Source organism: Nocardia sp. NPDC058658, assembly GCF_042716665.1.
Lineage (GTDB): Bacteria > Actinomycetota > Actinomycetes > Mycobacteriales > Mycobacteriaceae > Nocardia.
In genome coordinates this window covers 72,652-88,074 of sequence record NZ_JBHXRR010000005.1, presented here as the reverse complement: position 1 = coordinate 88,074, position 15,423 = coordinate 72,652, and the positions used below count along the sequence as shown (strand labels likewise).

Sequence of the window (15,423 nt, the reverse complement as noted above, 5' to 3'; positions counted from 1 at the left end):
TCCTCAACTACGCACCGGCCACCGCGAATGCGGAGGTCCGCCTAGCCCGCGATCCTGGTCCGCAGGGTGGCGTGTAGTTCGCGGAGGCTGGAGCGCTCGGTCGCGACCTCGAGGACGCGCAGCCCGTGCGCGTCCTCGGCCAGTTCCACGGCCAGTTCGGCGGGGTCGACCTGGCGGTGCGGGATGCGGTAGGCGGCGCACAGTGCGGCCAGATCCATGCCGTGCGGTGTGCCGAACACCCGCTCGAATACGCCCGCGTACTGCGGATCGCCCTGTTCGAGCAGCTCGAAGATGCCGCCGCCGTCGTCATTGGCGACGACGATCGTGAGGTTGTCGGGGCGCGGTTCGCCACGGCCGATCAGCAGGCCGGACGCGTCGTGCAGGAAGGTCAGGTCGCCCATCAGCGCCACGGTGCGGCCCGGGTGCGCGAGGGCGGCGCCGACCGCACCGGAGACCGTGCCGTCGATCCCGGCGACACCGCGGTTGGACAGCACCCGGATACCGGGGCGCGGATGCGAGACAAGGGCCGCGTCGCGCACCGGGTTCGACGCGCCGAGCAGCAGCTGATCGCCCTCGCGTAGCGCGTCCATCACCACGGCCGCCACGTGCAGGCCGGTCGCCTTCGGGTGGGTGTCGAGCTCGTCGCGCACCACCGATTCGGCCTGGCGGTTCAGTTGCGAGCAGCGCGCCAGCCAGTCGGGCCGGGGCGCGCCGGTGGTGACCGCGCGGGTGCCGGTGCCGACGACATTGCCGGAGACATCGGGCCAGCGCGGGCCGGTGGTGAGCGCGAACACGGTGACATTCGGATCGGCCAGCACCCGCGAGACCTGCCGGTGCAGGGTGGGGCGGCCGGTGATGATCGCCTGGGTCGGCTTCAGCAGTGCGAGCGCGAGCGGGTGCAGGGCGGGTCCGTGCATCGGCGCGGTCGGCTCGGCGACCGTCGGCAGCGCGGCGAGTTCGGGCAGCAGGCGCGCGCCGTGGCCGGAGATGACGACGGTGTCGGGGGTGAGGTCGATGTCGAGGGGCACATCGAGGGTGGCGTACTGGGTTGCCGTCCACGGCCGGTCGCCCTCGCGGCCTGCGGGCAGCGGATCGTCGGACAGCTCGGGGACCAGCGGTTCACGCAGCGGGATGTCGAACTGCACCGGACCCGCGTTGCCGGACCGGGTTCCGCGCGCGGCGGCGAGCACCCGGCACACCGTCGAACGCCAGACGCTGTTCTGGCGCGGATACGCCGACTCCCCCGCCTCGCCTTCGGCCAGCCCGAGGCTGATCGTGGCGCGCACCTGCGAACCGAACAGTCCGAGCTGCTCCACCGTCTGATTGGCGCCGGTGCCCAGCATCTCGTAGGGCCGGTTCGCGCTGATGACGATCAGCGGCACCCGCGCGTAGTTGGCTTCCAGCACCGCCGGGCCCAGGTTCGCGACCGCGGTACCGGAGGTCATCACGACCGGCACCGGCAGGCCCGACGACACCGCGAGCCCGATCGCCAGAAATCCGGCGGTCCGCTCGTCGACGCGCATGTGCAGCCGCAACTGCCCGGCCGCGTCCGCCGCCTGCAGCGCGAACGCCAGTGGCGCGTTGCGCGATCCGGGGCACAGCACCACCTCGCGGACGCCGCCGCGAACGAGCTCGTCGACGACCACTCGTGCCTGCGCAGTAGACGGATTCACCATCACAGCCTGTCAGACCAGCGGGCACCCGTCTGCCCCCGGCCCGCGTTGTCTGCGTCACGGATGCGCCCCGAACCACACCGCCGACCATTTGCCGAGGGTTCGAGGCAGCTCGCCGACAATAGGTCATCAATTCTCATGTAGCCGATATTCATCGAATCGCAAAGAGAACAACCGGAAAAAGAAATACGGCGGCGAGACCATTGGCCCGCCGCCGTATTCACACCGACCCGATAAAGGGCTGGTCGAGCGATTGTTCAGCTCACTCGGCGGGAGCGGTGAGGTCCTTGATGCCGGTGACCGACTCGATGATGTTGAGCACGGCCGAGGTGGCGCTGTCGGCGGCGGAGCTGCCCGACTCGAGCACGCCCGAACCAGCGGACGAGCCGGTCAGCACGTCGGCCGAGCCCGAGGAGGCCTCGGCGGAACCGGTGTCGGCGCCTGCCATGGCGGCGGGACCGAAGAACATGACAGCGGCGGCAGCGGCGGCACCGGTGGCGGCGAGGGTCTTACGAGAGATCATGTGAACGAATTTCCTTTCGACCTGTGCAGTGCGTGTCAGCAATTCAATTATTCGAATCGCATGATTGGCAACGTAACCGATACCGCGGGGCTGTTGTCAATATCTCGCGCGGCGCTCGCACTGCTGTCGAATTTGCGGCAACCCGGAATTTTCCCGTCGTTAACCGTGGCGGTTATTTTTCTCACACGACCGGTCGAAGAATTGGCCGTGGACCGAACGATCGGAGTGGCGGAGGCCACCCCACCCCCCGGTTACGTGAGCGTGGTCACCCCATGGCGCCGAAACAGCCGACCCCCTCCCAGGACGACTCCTCGATGTAGCGCCGAGCCCACGCATGCCCTCGATGACAAGATCAGCAATCGATTCGCTACCGGCACAGCAAATGATCTTGAAATACTCGATGTCAGAACACACGAAAAAGGCGGTGGCGAAAGATAATTCGCCACCGCCTTCAATTTTCTTGCCGCCAGATATTACTCGGCGGGAGCGTTGAGATCCTTCACGCCGAGCAGGATGTCGATGATGTTGACACCGGTGCCGGTCATGTTGTTCAGGGCCGAGCTGCCGGTGTCGAGGATGCCGACACCGTCGCTGAGGGCGGCCGAACCGGTGGCGAGGCCACCGAGCGCGGCGGAACCGGCGCCGAGGGCAGCCGAACCGGTGCCGGCGGCGGCGGGGGCCGCGACGGCGGCGGAACCGGTGCCACCAGCGGCAGCAGCACCGAGAGCAGCGGAACCGGTGGCGCCGAGAGCGGCCGAACCTGCGGACGAGCCGGCGAAGGCGTTAGCGGCGGCGGCCGGGCCGGCCACGGCGATCGCAACGGCACCAGCGACGACGAGAGACTTGCGAATCATGAGAGTTCCTTCCAGGCCCGCCGCAGGGCTGTAATGCAATGTGGCGGAATGCAATATGACCGATCCGAATGACCGCTCCGATCTGCGGACAAGCAAAAAGCTAATCGATGCAGGTACCAGTATCCCAATCCGTTACACGTGTTGATAATCACTGTGAACGGCGTGATTCCCGGGCATTTACGGGACGTTAACTCACCGATTCATCAGTACGCATCCGACTATTCGAAATTCCCGCTATCACCGGGCGATATTCCTGGCAAACCTGCAGCGAGCGTCGCCGGGAGGCGAGCCCAGGAAGGTTACGAATGTTAAACGTCAATGTGTGACATGTGACACCGCAGAACGGCAGTCAGCGATCAGCGATACGCGACCAGAAGCACTACAGGCCGCACACCCGTCTCGGTGTGCGGCCTGTAGAACGTCCACTCACGACTCGGCGGTGAGCCCGAACCGGACTCACCGCCGAAACGCGAAACAATCAGCCTGCGTGCTTCTGCACCAGGTCGCCCACGCGGGGCAGCGCCTCGATGACGTGCTTCTTGGCCGAGCCACGCATCGAGGAGTACACCTTCTTCAGCGCCGGCCGGGTGGACGACTCGGCGCGGGCGTCGGTGACGGCCAGCAGCGACTCGGCGACCTCGTCGGACTTCGCCGCGAGCAGATCGGCGAAGGTGCCGCTGCCGGAGGTGGTGAATTCGGTCCAGTACGGCTGGAGCTGATCGAGCAGTTTCGGCGCCAGCGAGGCGAGGCCGTCGGGAACGATGGTCGGGCTGATCTTCTTGACCGCCGCGTAGCCACCCTTCACGGCCAGGCCCGACGCACCACCCTTGTCCGAGACCTCGGCGTCGAGAACCTCGACGGCATCAGCAAGGAAAGCCGGACGCTTGGCGTCGTCGAGCAGGGATTCAGACAGTGCTGCAACCACTTTCAGGTTCCTCCGGATCGGTTCGATGTACGAGCAGGCGCAACTATACGCATCGAGGCTTGCACGCACGCGGCGACTGCTCGAGCTGCGGTGTTACGACCTCGTACCGCATTGTCGGACCATAGGGCAATAATCGTGTTCGTGACTTTCGATCCGAAGCTGTGGCAGACCGTCCCTGGGTTCGAGGACCTGACCGACATCACCTATCACCGGCATATCGAGCAGGGCACGGTGCGGGTGGCGTTCGACCGTCCCGAGGTGCGCAACGCGTTCCGCCCGCACACCGTCGACGAGCTGTACCGCGCGCTCGACCACGCGCGGATGACGCCCGATGTGGGCGCGGTGCTGCTCACCGGCAACGGTCCGAGTGAAAAGGACGGTGGCTGGGCGTTCTGTTCCGGTGGCGACCAGCGCATTCGCGGTCGCAACGGGTATCAGTACGCCGACGGCGAGACCGCCGACACCGTCGACGCGGCGCGCGCGGGCCGGCTGCACATCCTCGAGGTGCAGCGGCTGATCCGCTTCATGCCCAAGGTGGTGATCGCGCTGGTCAACGGCTGGGCGGCGGGCGGCGGGCACAGTCTGCACGTGGTCTGCGACCTGACGCTGGCCTCGCGCGAGCACGCGAAGTTCAAGCAGACCGATGCCGATGTGGGCTCGTTCGACGGTGGTTACGGCAGCGCCTACCTGGCGAAAATGGTGGGCCAGAAGTTCGCCCGCGAGATCTTCTTCCTCGGCAGGCCCTACACGGCCGAGGAGATGCACCAGATGGGTGCGGTGAACAAGGTCGTCGACCATGACGAGCTGGAGAACGTCGCGCTCGAGTGGACCGCCGACATCAACGGCAAATCGCCGCAGGCCCAGCGCATGCTGAAGTACGCGTTCAACCTGCTCGACGACGGCCTGGTCGGCCAGCAGCTGTTCGCGGGCGAGGCGACCCGCATGGCGTACATGACCGACGAAGCGGTCGAAGGCCGGGACTCGTTCCTGGAGAAGCGCAAGCCCGATTGGACGCCGTACCCCTGGTACTTCTGATCCAGCCCTGGTACTTCGGAGAACGGACCCCCATGGAAATTCTCAACAGCCGGATCATCCTGCGGCCCAGCGACTACCAGCGCACGCTGGCGTTCTACCGTGACGACCTCGGCCTGGCGATCGCGCGGGAATACCCGGGCGGCACGGTGTTCTTCGCCGGGCAGTCGCTGATCGAGGTCGCCGCGCACGGTGGCAGCGGGCAGTCGGGCAGTTTCGACGGCGCGATCTGGTTGCAGGTGCGCGATGTCGACGATGCGGCAGCGGAGTTGGCGCTGAAGGGAATTCAGCTCGAGCGCCCACCGGTGCTCGAGCCATGGGGGCTGTGGGAGATGTGGGTGCGCGATCCCGACGGGGTGGCGATCGTGCTGGTGCAGGTTCCCGCCGAACATCCGATCCGGCGGGATCCGCGCTGGTCGGCGGAGTGAGCGAGTGGTGTCAGTGGGCGAGCCGAGTTGCCGATGCGGCCGGGGCCGCGCACGATAGCTGCGAGCAGGCGACCGACCACCGACGTTTGGACCGCAGCGCGCGTTCTGTCCGTCTACTGAATCGCAGTCGCTATGTCTGGCATATCCCACCCGTTTCCCGGCAAACCGACCCGTTGGCCGGGTCTTGTCGGTCGCATGACACGATCGAAGCTGTGAGGGCGCACAACTGGCAGGTTCCGGAGGTGGTGGCCATGAGTGAGCGCAGCGAGCGAATCATGTGCCAGCGCGCAATGCACACGCCGCAGCCGAGCGCCAGCGAGGCGGAGGCGTGAGCAAAACCCTGCGGACGCTGCAGATGCCTACCGGTTCCGGGGTCAGCGAAGTGATGCCCCACCTGCGTCAAGCTCTCGACGGCAGCGGTCCGGCGTGGTTGCCGATCCCGACCACCGATCGTCGCGAGGCGCGCAGGCTCTCCGACGCGCTCAAGCCGGGCGATCCGATCGATGACGATGTCGCGCTCGTGGTGACGACGTCGGGCACCACCGGCATCCCGAAGGGCGCACTGCTGGGCTCAGAAGCCTTGCGGGCCAGCGGCAATGCCACCCACGAACGGCTCGGCGGGCCCGGCAGCTGGCTGCTGGCACTGCCGACCCACCACATCGCCGGTATCCAGGTGTTGCTGCGCAGCATTCTCGCCGGGACCGAGCCGACCGTGCTCGACGTGTCGGGTGGGTTCCTGCCCGAGGCGCTGGCCGGTGCCGTCGGCGCGATGCGTGGGCCGCGTCGCTATACCGCCCTGGTGCCGACACAGCTGATCAAGTCGCTGGATTCGCCCGTGGCGTCCAAGGCGCTGGCCGAACTCGACGGTGTGCTCGTCGGCGGTGCCGCCACACCCGCGCCCGTGCTCGAGCGCGCGCAGGACGCGGGGATCACCGTGGTGCGCACGTACGGGATGAGCGAGACCTGCGGTGGGTGCGTCTACGACGGCGTGCCGCTCGAAGGCGCCGAGATCCGGATCGAAGACGGACGTGTGATCATCGGCGGCGCGATGGTGGCGCGCGGCTACCGCAATCTGCCCGATCACCCGGCCTTCGCCGAGCCCGGCTGGTTCCGGACCGAGGACGCGGGGTCCTACGAAGACGGAGTGCTCTCGATCTCCGGACGCCTCGACGAGGCGATCATGACCGGCGGGCTGCTCGTGATTCCGCAGGTGGTGGAGGCTGTGCTGGCCAACCACCCCGGTATCCGCGAATGCATCGTGCTCGGGTTGCCCGATGAGCGGCTCGGTCAGCGGGTCGCGGTCGCGATCGTGCCCGCGCCGGGTGCCGCGCCGACACTCGATGACGTGCGCGCACACGTCGTGGCCGAACTCGACTCGATCGCCGCCCCGCGCGAACTGGCCCTCCTGGACGAGATCCCGCTGCGCGGCCCCGGAAAACCCGACCGCACCGCGATCCGAAAGCTCCTCCTGGCGGAGTAATCGGCGCGCGGGCGTGTTCCCTCGGGAAAACTCCGTGCAAGAGCCGCCGACAGTGCGGTGCAAGGGCCGTGCAAGTCGGGGTGGGCACCGTAGTGCTCATGACTTACACACCCACTTCATCCCTCGCCGTCGAGGCGGACGGGCTGGTCAAGGTGTTCGGCAAGCAGCGCGCGGTCGACGGGGTGAGCCTTGCGGTGCCGCGCGGTGCCGTGTACGGGGTGCTCGGGCCGAACGGCGCGGGCAAGACCACGACCATCAAGATGCTGGCGACCCTGCTCCGCCCCGACGGCGGTAGCGCCCGGATCTTCGGCCGCGACGTCGTGGCCGAACCGAACGCGGTCCGCTCGCTGATCGGTGTCACCGGCCAGTACGCCTCGGTCGACGAGGAGCTCACCGCCACCGAGAACCTGATCATCTTCGCCCGTCTCCTCGGCCTGAGCCGGTCCGATGCCCGGCGCAAGGCTGTCGAACTACTGGAGGAGTTCGATCTCGCCGAGGCCGCGGCCAAGCCGCTGAAGAACTTCTCCGGCGGCATGCGCAGGCGCCTCGACCTCGCCGCCAGCCTCATCTCCACCCCGCCGCTGCTGTTCCTCGACGAACCGACCACCGGCCTCGATCCGCGCACGCGCGCACAGATGTGGGACACCATCCGCAGGCTGGTCCGCGAGGGTGCGACGGTGCTGCTCACCACCCAGTACCTCGACGAGGCCGACCAGTTGGCCGACCGGATCGCGGTCATCGACCACGGCAAGGTGATCGCCGACGGCACCGCCGACGAGCTCAAGGCCTCCATCGGTGGCGCCTCGGTCCACCTGACCCTGGTCGATCCCGCACAGCTCGACGAAGCCCGGCGCATCGTCGGCGACTTCCTCGGCGTGAGCGCGCAGATCACCCCCGAAGCGGGCAGGCTCACCGCACCGCTGCCCGACCCGAACCTCACCGCCGACCTGCTGATCCGGTTGCGCGACTGGGAAATCGGGGTCGCCGAGCTCGCCGTCAGTAAGCCGACGCTGGACGAAGTCTTCCTCACCATCACCGGCCACCCGGCCGACGACACCGAACGGAGCGCGGCATGACCGCTGTACTCACCGCTCCCCAGAAAACCGGCGATCTCCCCCAGGCCGGCGACCGAATCAGCCTGCGCGACACCGTCTCCACCTCGTTCACCATGGCCTATCGCGGCCTGCTCAAGATCAAACACAATCCCGAACAGCTCTTCGACGTGACGGTGCAGCCGATCCTGTTCACCGCGCTGTTCACCTATATTTTCGGCGGCGCGATCTCGGGCAGCGTGTCCGAATATCTGCCGGTGCTCATCCCGGGCATCCTCGTGCAAACCGTGGTGCTGACCTCCGTGGTCACCGGCACGCAATTGCGTGAGGACATGGACAAGGGCGTGTTCGACCGCTTCAAATCCCTGCCCATCGCCCGGGTTTCGGCCCTGTCCGGCGCGCTGCTGGCCGATATGGTCCGCTACGGCATCGCCTCGACGCTGACCGTGCTGGTAGGGCTGGCGCTGGGCTACCGCCCGGGTGGCGGGCTGGTGGGTGTGGTCGCGGCCTGCCTGGTGGTCGTGGTGTGCTCGTTCGCGGTCAGCTGGATCTGGGCGCTGGTCGGCGTCACCGGTAAGAGTGCCGCGTCGGTGCAGGGCATCTCGATGATGGTGATGTTCCCGCTCACGTTCATGTCCGGCGCGTTCGCCCCGGTGAGCACCATGCCGGGCTGGATGCAGGGACTCAACCACGCCAACCCGGTGTACTACATGGTCAACACCTGTCGGGAACTGATGAACACCAACAGTTACGGCACCGATCTCGTGTGGTCGCTGGTCGGTTCGCTCGTCGTGATCGCGATCTTCGCGCCACTGGCGGTGCGGGCCTACATGCGCCGGGCCTGAACTCCCGCAACGGCATCCGATCCACCGGGTCGGATGCCGTTGTCGTGTTCGCGCAGTCCGGCGATGATCTCGACGATGCGCGTCGCGGCATCCAGCCGACGTATCCCCGCCGCGCGACGCTGCGCGGCCTCCATCGCGTCCGCGCCGACCGCGCTCCGGTGCAGGGCGACATGCGCGGCCAGTGCCATCGACGGACCGTCCTGCCTGGCCACCGATGTCCTTGCCAGCGTGAGCAGTTCGAGTCCCTCGGTACTGCCGGGCTCGATGGTGAGCAGGTAGGAACCGAGCGCGCACGCGACCGCGCCGATCTGCGGCAGGTCCACGTACTGCGCCAACCGGTGATCGGCGGTCGCGATCATCTGCGCCACCAAGCCGGTGACCTCGCCTGCCCGGCCGTGCAGCACATGGGCGCTGATGGTCGCAGCCGCCACCATCAGCGAACCCGGACCGGGCGTCGGTTCGAAATCGGGCCAGCCGAGCAGCTCCAGTCCGCGGCGGTAATGGCGGAGCCCGGCATCGATATCGCCCTCGGCGAGTTCGAGTTCGGCGAGGGCGGTGGCGGCGTTCGCCAGCCGGTGGTTGCGGCGAACACTCGGGTCGTCGACGGGGCTGACGCCGCGATCATCCGGTCGCACCACAAAATCGAGTTCGGCACGCGCCTGCGCGAGCTGACCGCTGCCGACCAGCGAGGCGGCCAGGTAACAGCGACTCTCCATGATCTCGTCGTGCACGCGGAGCTTGTCCATCAGTTCCAGCGCACGGCGGTAATAGTGCACGGCATCGCTGTAGTGGGCGGACTGGCCGGACAACTGGGCCAGGTGCTGACACACCATCGACGTGCCCCACACTTCCGCCGGGCCCATCTCGTCCAGTGTGCGCAGGGAATCGTGCGTCGAGCCTGTGACGTTGCCGCCGTTCTCCCAGAAGTTGGCGCGCGCGATCAGTGCGGCGATCCGGACCTGCCGGTCCGGTGAGCGCGCACCTCGCGCGAACAGCGCGCCCAGCCGAAACCGTTCGGGCCGCACGGTGATCACGGCGCCGAGGAAGGACAGCCCCGGATCGAGAGCGGGGTCGGTGATCAGCCGCCGCGCGCGCAGACGCACGGTCGCCGTCGCGCGCAGGCCCGCGTCTTTGAGGAACTGCATGTGCAGGAACGTCAGCAGGTGGGTGATCATCTGCAAGTCGGCGGTCTCCGCCGAGGACGGCGGCGGCGGCACGACCGCGACCAATCGCAGTGCCCACCCCGTGAATTCCAGGTGCGCGCCACGCATCACCCACACCATCGCGACCACCGGAAAGACCGTGTACGCGGTGAGCGCGTCGCCCCGATCGACGGCGGTGCGCAGCACCGCGACCAGGTTGTCCAGGTCGGCGGCCACCGCGAGCACCGATGGCACCTGATCGCCGTTGCGGTAGGTGCGAAACGATGCCAGCGCGAATTCTCGTGCCCAGCACGACATTCTGTCGCGAATGAGTACGGACTCGGCGCCCGCGGTCTCGGCATCGACGGCGGTGATCTGTTCGGCGCCGAACTCGCGGACGGTTTCGAGCATGCGATAGCGGATGCCCACGCCGTCGGGGTCGTCGAGGACGGTGAGCAGGGACTGGCCGACCAGTCCGTCGACCGCGGCGGCCACATCAGGTCCCGCCGCGACGACCTCGGCCGCGGACAGGGTGAACCCGGCCGGGAAACGGCTCAGCCTGCGCAGGGTCACCTGCTGATCCGGTTCGAGGAGGTTCCAGCTCCAGGCGATCACCGCGTGCAGGGTGCGATGCCGGTGCGGCGCTGACCGATCGCCACTGCGCAACAGGGCGAAACGATGTTCGAGCCTGGTCTCGATCTCGGCGACGCTCATCGTGCGCACCCGCGCGGCGGCCAGTTCGATCGCCAGCGGGAGGCCGTCGAGGGTGCGACACAGCCGGGCGACGGTATCGGGGTCGAGTCGCACGTCGGGACGCACCGCCCTGGCGCGAGCCGAGAACAGTTCGGTGGCCGGTGAACCGGCCGCATCGATCGCCAAAGGAGCGAGGGGATAAACGGATTCGGCGCTGATCGTCAGCGGTGAGCGGCTGGTGGTGAGCACGGTCAGCTGAGCGCAACTACCCACGAGATCGGCGACCAGCTCGGCCGCAGCCTCGATCACGTGCTCGCAATTGTCCAGAATCAACACCATCGGCCGCGCCGCGAGCGCCTCCCGCAGACGGGTGGTCGCGTCGACGTGCCTGCCCACACGGAGGGCACCCGGTTCGCGCACCACCTCACCCAGGCCCATCACCTGCCCGATCGCGACCTCGATGCCGGTACGCGATTGGGCCCCGGACTCCGATTCGGCCTGCACCGAAGCCAATTCGACGAGAACCACCGGTCCCGAACGGGCCAGTCGCTCACCCACCGCGTTGGCGACCCTGGTCTTGCCGGTGCCGCCGGGGCCGAGGACGGTCGTCACTCTGGAGCGCTGCGCCATTTTCTCGATAGCATCGAGATCGGCTGTGCGCCCGAGCAATTCATTCGGTTCGGCGCGCAGACCTACCGCCGTGCGGGGTGCCGGAGCGTAGGTCGGTGACGGCCGGTCAGGCGTCGTGTGGTCGGCAGGGTCCGGCGAAAGCGTGTCAGCCCGCTGTCTGCCCGGTTCCGCGTGATCGGCGGCACCGATGCGAATCGGTCTCGCCGATGCGGCGCCCGGATCCGCCGCGCGTTCCCCCGAGAACCCGGCGTCACCGGTGGCGGCACCGTTCGCGGAGTCGGTCGACAAATAGTTGGCTGGTGTCTCCTCGACGGCCGCACGGCTGACTGCCCCGCCGTGGAGCTCCACCGGCTCGCCACGCAGGACTGCGGCGTTGAGAGCGAGCAGGGTCGGGCCCGGGTCCGTGCCGAGTTCCTCGATCAGGCGTAGGCGGTACGCGGCGAAGACCTCGAGCGCTTCGCTGGTTCGGCCTGCGGTGGCGAGGAGGCGGATCAACGTGGTGTGCGCGGATTCGCCCAGGGGGTCGGCCGCGGCGGCGGCGCGGGCCAGCGGGATGGCGGCGGCGAAATCTCGCTCAGCGGTGCGGGCGGTGAGTTCGCAGCGGGCGAGGTGGCGGCGGAGGTCGTCGGCGACCTCGCGCAGATCGTCGGCGGGAGTCGAGTCGGGGAGGTCGGCGCCCGGCTCGCCGCGCCACAGGGTGCGGGCCAGTGCGATCGTGGCGAGGCTGTCGGCGGTGTTGCCCTCGGCTAGGTGTTCGTCGGCTCTGCGGGCGAGTGTGGTGACCGCGGTGATGTCGATGTTGTCGGCGGGCAGTGTCAGCCGGTAGCCGGCGGGGCCGATCTCCAGTGCGCCCTCCGGCAGCAGGGCGCGCAGTCGCGAGACCTGGGTGTGCAGGGCGTTCATGGGTGCTCGGGGTGGTTGATCGCCCCAGACCTCGTCGATCAGCGATTGCGCACTGCGGGCGCGGCCGGGGTGCACCGCGAGGGCGGCGAGCAATAACCGCGCGCGGGCGCCGGGCAACGCGACCATGACGTCGTCGCGGCGGATCGCGATCACGCCGAGCACCCCCACGACAACGCGGGACAGGGCCTCGGAGGGCGGTCCCTCGGGGCCGCGGTGCTGTACAGACATGCCGGTAGTCATCGTAGGCGAGCACAGCGACGCGTTCCCGCTTCGCGCACAGGGTCGCACCACCGTCGAAGTGTCCCGCGATTTTTTCCCCACCTCGCCCTAGTCGTACCTCCGCATTCGCTCGAGCGTGTGAGGAACGCTGCCGCGTCTGTGCCGATTAGGCTCACGCACATGGGCAACTTCGAGGTGTCGCGGCGCACCGCCATCGCCGCCGAACCGGCACGAATCCACGCACTGATCGACGATTTCCGGCAGTGGCGGCTGTGGTCGCCCTGGGAAGACGCCGACCCGCAGCTCGCCCGCACCTACACCGGCCCGGAATCCGGTGTCGGCGCCCGCTACGCCTGGCGCGGTAATCGCAAGGCCGGGGCGGGCGTGATGGAGATCAAGGCCGATGCCGAACGTGAGATCGGGGTCGAGCTGAGCTTCGAAAAGCCGTTCAAAGCCACCAATTTCGTCACCTTCACCCTCGCGCCGCTCGCCGGTGGAACCGAGGTGACCTGGAAGATGACCGGCACTCATTCCGGACTGATGGGTGTGGTGAGCAAGGTCTTCCCGATGGAGAACCTCATCGGCAAGGACTTCGACAAGGGTCTGGCGCGGCTCAAGACGATCGCCGAATCCACCGCGGACTGACGCCGCACCGCTTCCCCGCCGGAGACCCGAATGCGCAAGACCGGGTGGCGCCGAGCCGGTTCGGGCGCTGCCGCGAAGGGACTCCGGGAGCGCGGGTCGGTCCTCTCGGATTAGGCTTCGATCCATGGCTACAGCAGCGGAATGGATCGAGGGCGCCCGACCGCGGACGCTGCCCAACGCGATCGCGCCGGTACTCGCGGGCACCGGCGCCGCCGCCTCGCTCGATGCGGCCGTGTGGTGGAAAGCGGCACTGGCGCTGCTGGTTTCGCTGGCACTGATCGTCGGGGTGAACTACGCCAACGACTACTCCGACGGCATTCGCGGCACCGATGACGAACGGGTCGGGCCCCTGCGCCTGGTCGGCTCGAAGCTGGCCTCCCCCAAGGCTGTTCGTACCGCTGCGGTCCTCAGCCTGGCGATCGGTGCGGTCGCGGGCCTGGTGCTGGCCGCGACCACGGCATGGTGGCTGGTGCTGGTCGGGGCATTGTGCCTGGCAGGCGCATGGTTCTACACCGGCGGCAGCAATCCCTACGGCTACAGCGGTTTCGGCGAGATCGCGGTGTTCGTGTTCTTCGGGTTGATCGCGGTGCTCGGCACCCAGTATGTGCAGGCACTGCGGGTCGACTGGGTCGGGCTGCTGCTCGCGATCGGTGTCGGCGCGTTCTCCAGCGCGGTGCTGGTGGCCAACAACCTGCGTGACATCCCCACCGACACCGAGTCCGGCAAGGTCACCCTCGCGGTGAAACTCGGCGACGCCCGCACCCGCACCCTGCACATGGTGTTGCTCGCGGCGCCGTTCGTGATCAGCCTCGCACTGGTGGCGCGCACGCCGTGGGCGCTGGCCGGACTGCTCGCGTTGCCGCTCGCGATCCGGGCCAACGCCCCCGTGCGCACCGGCAAGGGCGGGCTGGAACTGATTCCCGCCCTTCGTGATTCCGGGCTGGCACTGCTGGCTTGGTCAGCACTCAGCGCACTGGCCGTCGGACTCGGCTGAGCCTCTAGTCGTCGCCGTCCGGCAAATCAGCACAGCCCGAGTACCCGTCTGCGACCTAGCTAGTCGTCGCCGTCCGGGACCAGGATGCCGAGCACCCAGTTCACCAGCGTGATGATCACGCCACCCCACAGCGCGGCCCAGAAGCCGTCGACGCGGAGGCCGTAATCGGTGATCTCGGTGATCTTGGCCGTGAGCCACAGCATTCCCGCGTTCACCACCAGCAGGAACAGGCCGAGGGTGAGGATCACGAAGGGCAGTGAGAGGAGTTTCACGATCGGCTTGATCACGGCGTTGACCGCGGTGAACACGAGGGCGACGATGAGCAGGACCAGCGCCTTGCCCCAGTTGCCCCACTCCGATTGCCACTCGGGCGGCACGATGACGTCGATCTTGTCGATCCACGCGACCGCGGCCCAGATGGCTATGGCGTTGATGACCAACCGTATTGCTAGTTGCATACACGCAATGCTATGCCCGGAAACGGACATTGCGGCGGGTCCGACGCGGTCAATTCACGCGGCGCGGTCGAGCATGGCGTAGATGTCGGTGCGTAGACCCGACACCGCGTCGCGCCCGCCGAGCAGGTCGGTGGTGGCCGGGTCGGCGCCGCGCAGGATGCCGAGCAGCAGATAGGTCGAGGAGATCTCGCGATCCTTGCGGTCGATCGCCTCGCGCAGCGCGAGTTCGAGGGTCTTCTTGGCCTGGCCCGTGAACGGGATGTGCCCGGCGCCGAGCAGTCGGGCGAACACGCCACGTTTGGCTTCCGGTTCGGCCTGTTCCCAGGCTTGTGGTCCGAAGTTCTCGGCGATACTGGCCTGCACCGCGTCGAGGTCTATGCCGATCGAGCGCAGGGCTTGCGCGTCGTCGGGGCCCAGTGGCGGCTCCGCGGCGAGGGCGGCGCGGAGGCTGTCGGCGGTGATATCGCGCGCGTCGAGCACGGCCCGGAGGTCGGGTTCGGCGTTGGACACGGCGCCGAGCAGCACATGCTCCGGTCCGATCTGCTTCGCGCCCAGATCCTTGGCGTCGGCTTGCGCGCCCACCACCGCCAGCTTCGCCTCACGACTGAATTTCTCGAACATCAGCGGGTCCCACCTTTCCGATTGTGTTTCTGATGGACCGCTTGCTTGCTCACCTCGAGCGCCTCGGCGATGGCCTGCCAGGACCAGCCGTTGGCTCTGGCGTTGGACACCTGGATCGTTTCGAGGCGGTCGGCCAGTCGGCGCAGTGCGAGCACCGCGCGTAGTCCGACCGCCGGGTCGGGGTTGCCTGCCGCTGAGGCGAGCGTTGTTGCATCGGTCATGTTGTCAATTTTGATTGACGACTGAGGTGTTTGTCAACAAAAATTGACATCGCTGAGCGCGAACAGTCCCGGAAAGGTGTGCGGA

At 67.9% G+C, this 15,423-nt stretch carries 15 protein-coding genes; 7 read left to right on the top strand and 8 right to left on the bottom strand.

From position 1 onward, the window contains the following. Nucleotides 1–41: 41 nt before the first annotated feature. The 4 genes from menD to ACFWUP_RS11020 all read right to left on the bottom strand — a co-directional run bounded on the left by menD (nucleotide 42) and on the right by ACFWUP_RS11020 (nucleotide 3,975). Nucleotides 42–1,673: a 2-succinyl-5-enolpyruvyl-6-hydroxy-3-cyclohexene-1-carboxylic-acid synthase gene (gene menD / locus ACFWUP_RS11035; RefSeq protein WP_379233057.1), complete on the bottom strand. Its 1,632-nt coding sequence runs from the start codon at nucleotides 1,671–1,673 to the stop codon at nucleotides 42–44. A gap of 262 nt (nucleotides 1,674–1,935) precedes the next feature. Then, a complete protein-coding gene (locus tag ACFWUP_RS11030; RefSeq protein WP_379233056.1) occupies nucleotides 1,936–2,196 on the bottom strand; it encodes a hypothetical protein in 261 nt (86 codons plus the stop codon). A 473-nt stretch (nucleotides 2,197–2,669) separates the two neighbouring features. Further along, nucleotides 2,670–3,050 carry a hypothetical protein gene (locus tag ACFWUP_RS11025; RefSeq protein WP_379233054.1) on the bottom strand — a complete coding sequence of 127 codons (381 nt, stop codon included), beginning with the start codon at nucleotides 3,048–3,050 and terminating at the stop codon, nucleotides 2,670–2,672. A 478-nt stretch (nucleotides 3,051–3,528) separates the two neighbouring features. Next, nucleotides 3,529–3,975: a DUF6918 family protein gene (locus ACFWUP_RS11020; RefSeq protein WP_379233052.1), complete on the bottom strand. Its 447-nt coding sequence runs from the start codon at nucleotides 3,973–3,975 to the stop codon at nucleotides 3,529–3,531. 141 nt (nucleotides 3,976–4,116) lie between these two features. Between ACFWUP_RS11020 and ACFWUP_RS11015 the strand changes: the two genes are divergently transcribed. From ACFWUP_RS11015 to ACFWUP_RS10995, 5 genes are all read left to right on the top strand, one after another. Beyond that, nucleotides 4,117–5,010, top strand: coding sequence for a 1,4-dihydroxy-2-naphthoyl-CoA synthase (locus ACFWUP_RS11015; protein ID WP_379233050.1), 894 nt, complete (start codon nucleotides 4,117–4,119; stop codon nucleotides 5,008–5,010). Nucleotides 5,011–5,042: 32 nt separating this feature from the next. Next, nucleotides 5,043–5,435 carry a VOC family protein gene (locus tag ACFWUP_RS11010; protein WP_379233048.1) on the top strand — a complete coding sequence of 131 codons (393 nt, stop codon included), beginning with the start codon at nucleotides 5,043–5,045 and terminating at the stop codon, nucleotides 5,433–5,435. Between the two features lie 355 nt (nucleotides 5,436–5,790). Beyond that, nucleotides 5,791–6,915 carry an o-succinylbenzoate--CoA ligase gene (gene menE / locus ACFWUP_RS11005; protein ID WP_379233310.1) on the top strand — a complete coding sequence of 375 codons (1,125 nt, stop codon included), beginning with the start codon at nucleotides 5,791–5,793 and terminating at the stop codon, nucleotides 6,913–6,915. A gap of 98 nt (nucleotides 6,916–7,013) precedes the next feature. After that, nucleotides 7,014–7,991, top strand: coding sequence for an ATP-binding cassette domain-containing protein (locus ACFWUP_RS11000; RefSeq protein ID WP_379233046.1), 978 nt, complete (start codon nucleotides 7,014–7,016; stop codon nucleotides 7,989–7,991). Next, complete coding sequence (locus tag ACFWUP_RS10995) at nucleotides 7,988–8,812, top strand: ABC transporter permease (RefSeq protein WP_379233044.1); 825 nt, start codon at nucleotides 7,988–7,990, stop codon at nucleotides 8,810–8,812. Before ACFWUP_RS11000 ends, ACFWUP_RS10995 begins: the two co-directional genes overlap by 4 nt. On the opposite strand, the gene ACFWUP_RS10990 is transcribed toward ACFWUP_RS10995, so the two are convergent. Next, nucleotides 8,794–12,408, bottom strand: coding sequence for a BTAD domain-containing putative transcriptional regulator (locus tag ACFWUP_RS10990; RefSeq protein ID WP_379233042.1), 3,615 nt, complete (start codon nucleotides 12,406–12,408; stop codon nucleotides 8,794–8,796). The two genes, ACFWUP_RS10995 and ACFWUP_RS10990, sit on opposite strands and share 19 nt — an antisense overlap. Before the next feature lie 171 nt (nucleotides 12,409–12,579). Here ACFWUP_RS10990 and ACFWUP_RS10985 point away from each other — a divergent pair, with 171 nt between their 5' ends. Both ACFWUP_RS10985 and ACFWUP_RS10980 read left to right on the top strand, forming a co-directional pair. Continuing rightward, the gene (locus ACFWUP_RS10985; RefSeq protein ID WP_379233040.1) at nucleotides 12,580–13,044 is read left to right on the top strand and encodes an SRPBCC family protein; all 465 of its coding nucleotides are present in this window, start codon (nucleotides 12,580–12,582) and stop codon (nucleotides 13,042–13,044) included. Between the two features lie 124 nt (nucleotides 13,045–13,168). Then, nucleotides 13,169–14,038 carry a 1,4-dihydroxy-2-naphthoate polyprenyltransferase gene (locus ACFWUP_RS10980; RefSeq protein WP_379233038.1) on the top strand — a complete coding sequence of 290 codons (870 nt, stop codon included), beginning with the start codon at nucleotides 13,169–13,171 and terminating at the stop codon, nucleotides 14,036–14,038. A 59-nt stretch (nucleotides 14,039–14,097) separates the two neighbouring features. Here the strand turns inward: ACFWUP_RS10980 and ACFWUP_RS10975 are convergent, their stop codons facing one another. From ACFWUP_RS10975 to ACFWUP_RS10965, 3 genes are read right to left on the bottom strand one after another with little or no spacing between them, the layout of a single operon-like run. Next, the gene (locus tag ACFWUP_RS10975) at nucleotides 14,098–14,496 is read right to left on the bottom strand and encodes a phage holin family protein (RefSeq protein ID WP_379233036.1); all 399 of its coding nucleotides are present in this window, start codon (nucleotides 14,494–14,496) and stop codon (nucleotides 14,098–14,100) included. Nucleotides 14,497–14,550: 54 nt separating this feature from the next. Further along, a complete protein-coding gene (locus ACFWUP_RS10970) occupies nucleotides 14,551–15,117 on the bottom strand; it encodes a Clp protease N-terminal domain-containing protein (RefSeq protein ID WP_379233034.1) in 567 nt (188 codons plus the stop codon). Next, the gene (locus ACFWUP_RS10965) at nucleotides 15,117–15,338 is read right to left on the bottom strand and encodes a helix-turn-helix domain-containing protein (RefSeq protein ID WP_379233032.1); all 222 of its coding nucleotides are present in this window, start codon (nucleotides 15,336–15,338) and stop codon (nucleotides 15,117–15,119) included. Before ACFWUP_RS10965 ends, ACFWUP_RS10970 begins: the two co-directional genes overlap by 1 nt. Nucleotides 15,339–15,423 lie beyond the last annotated feature (85 nt).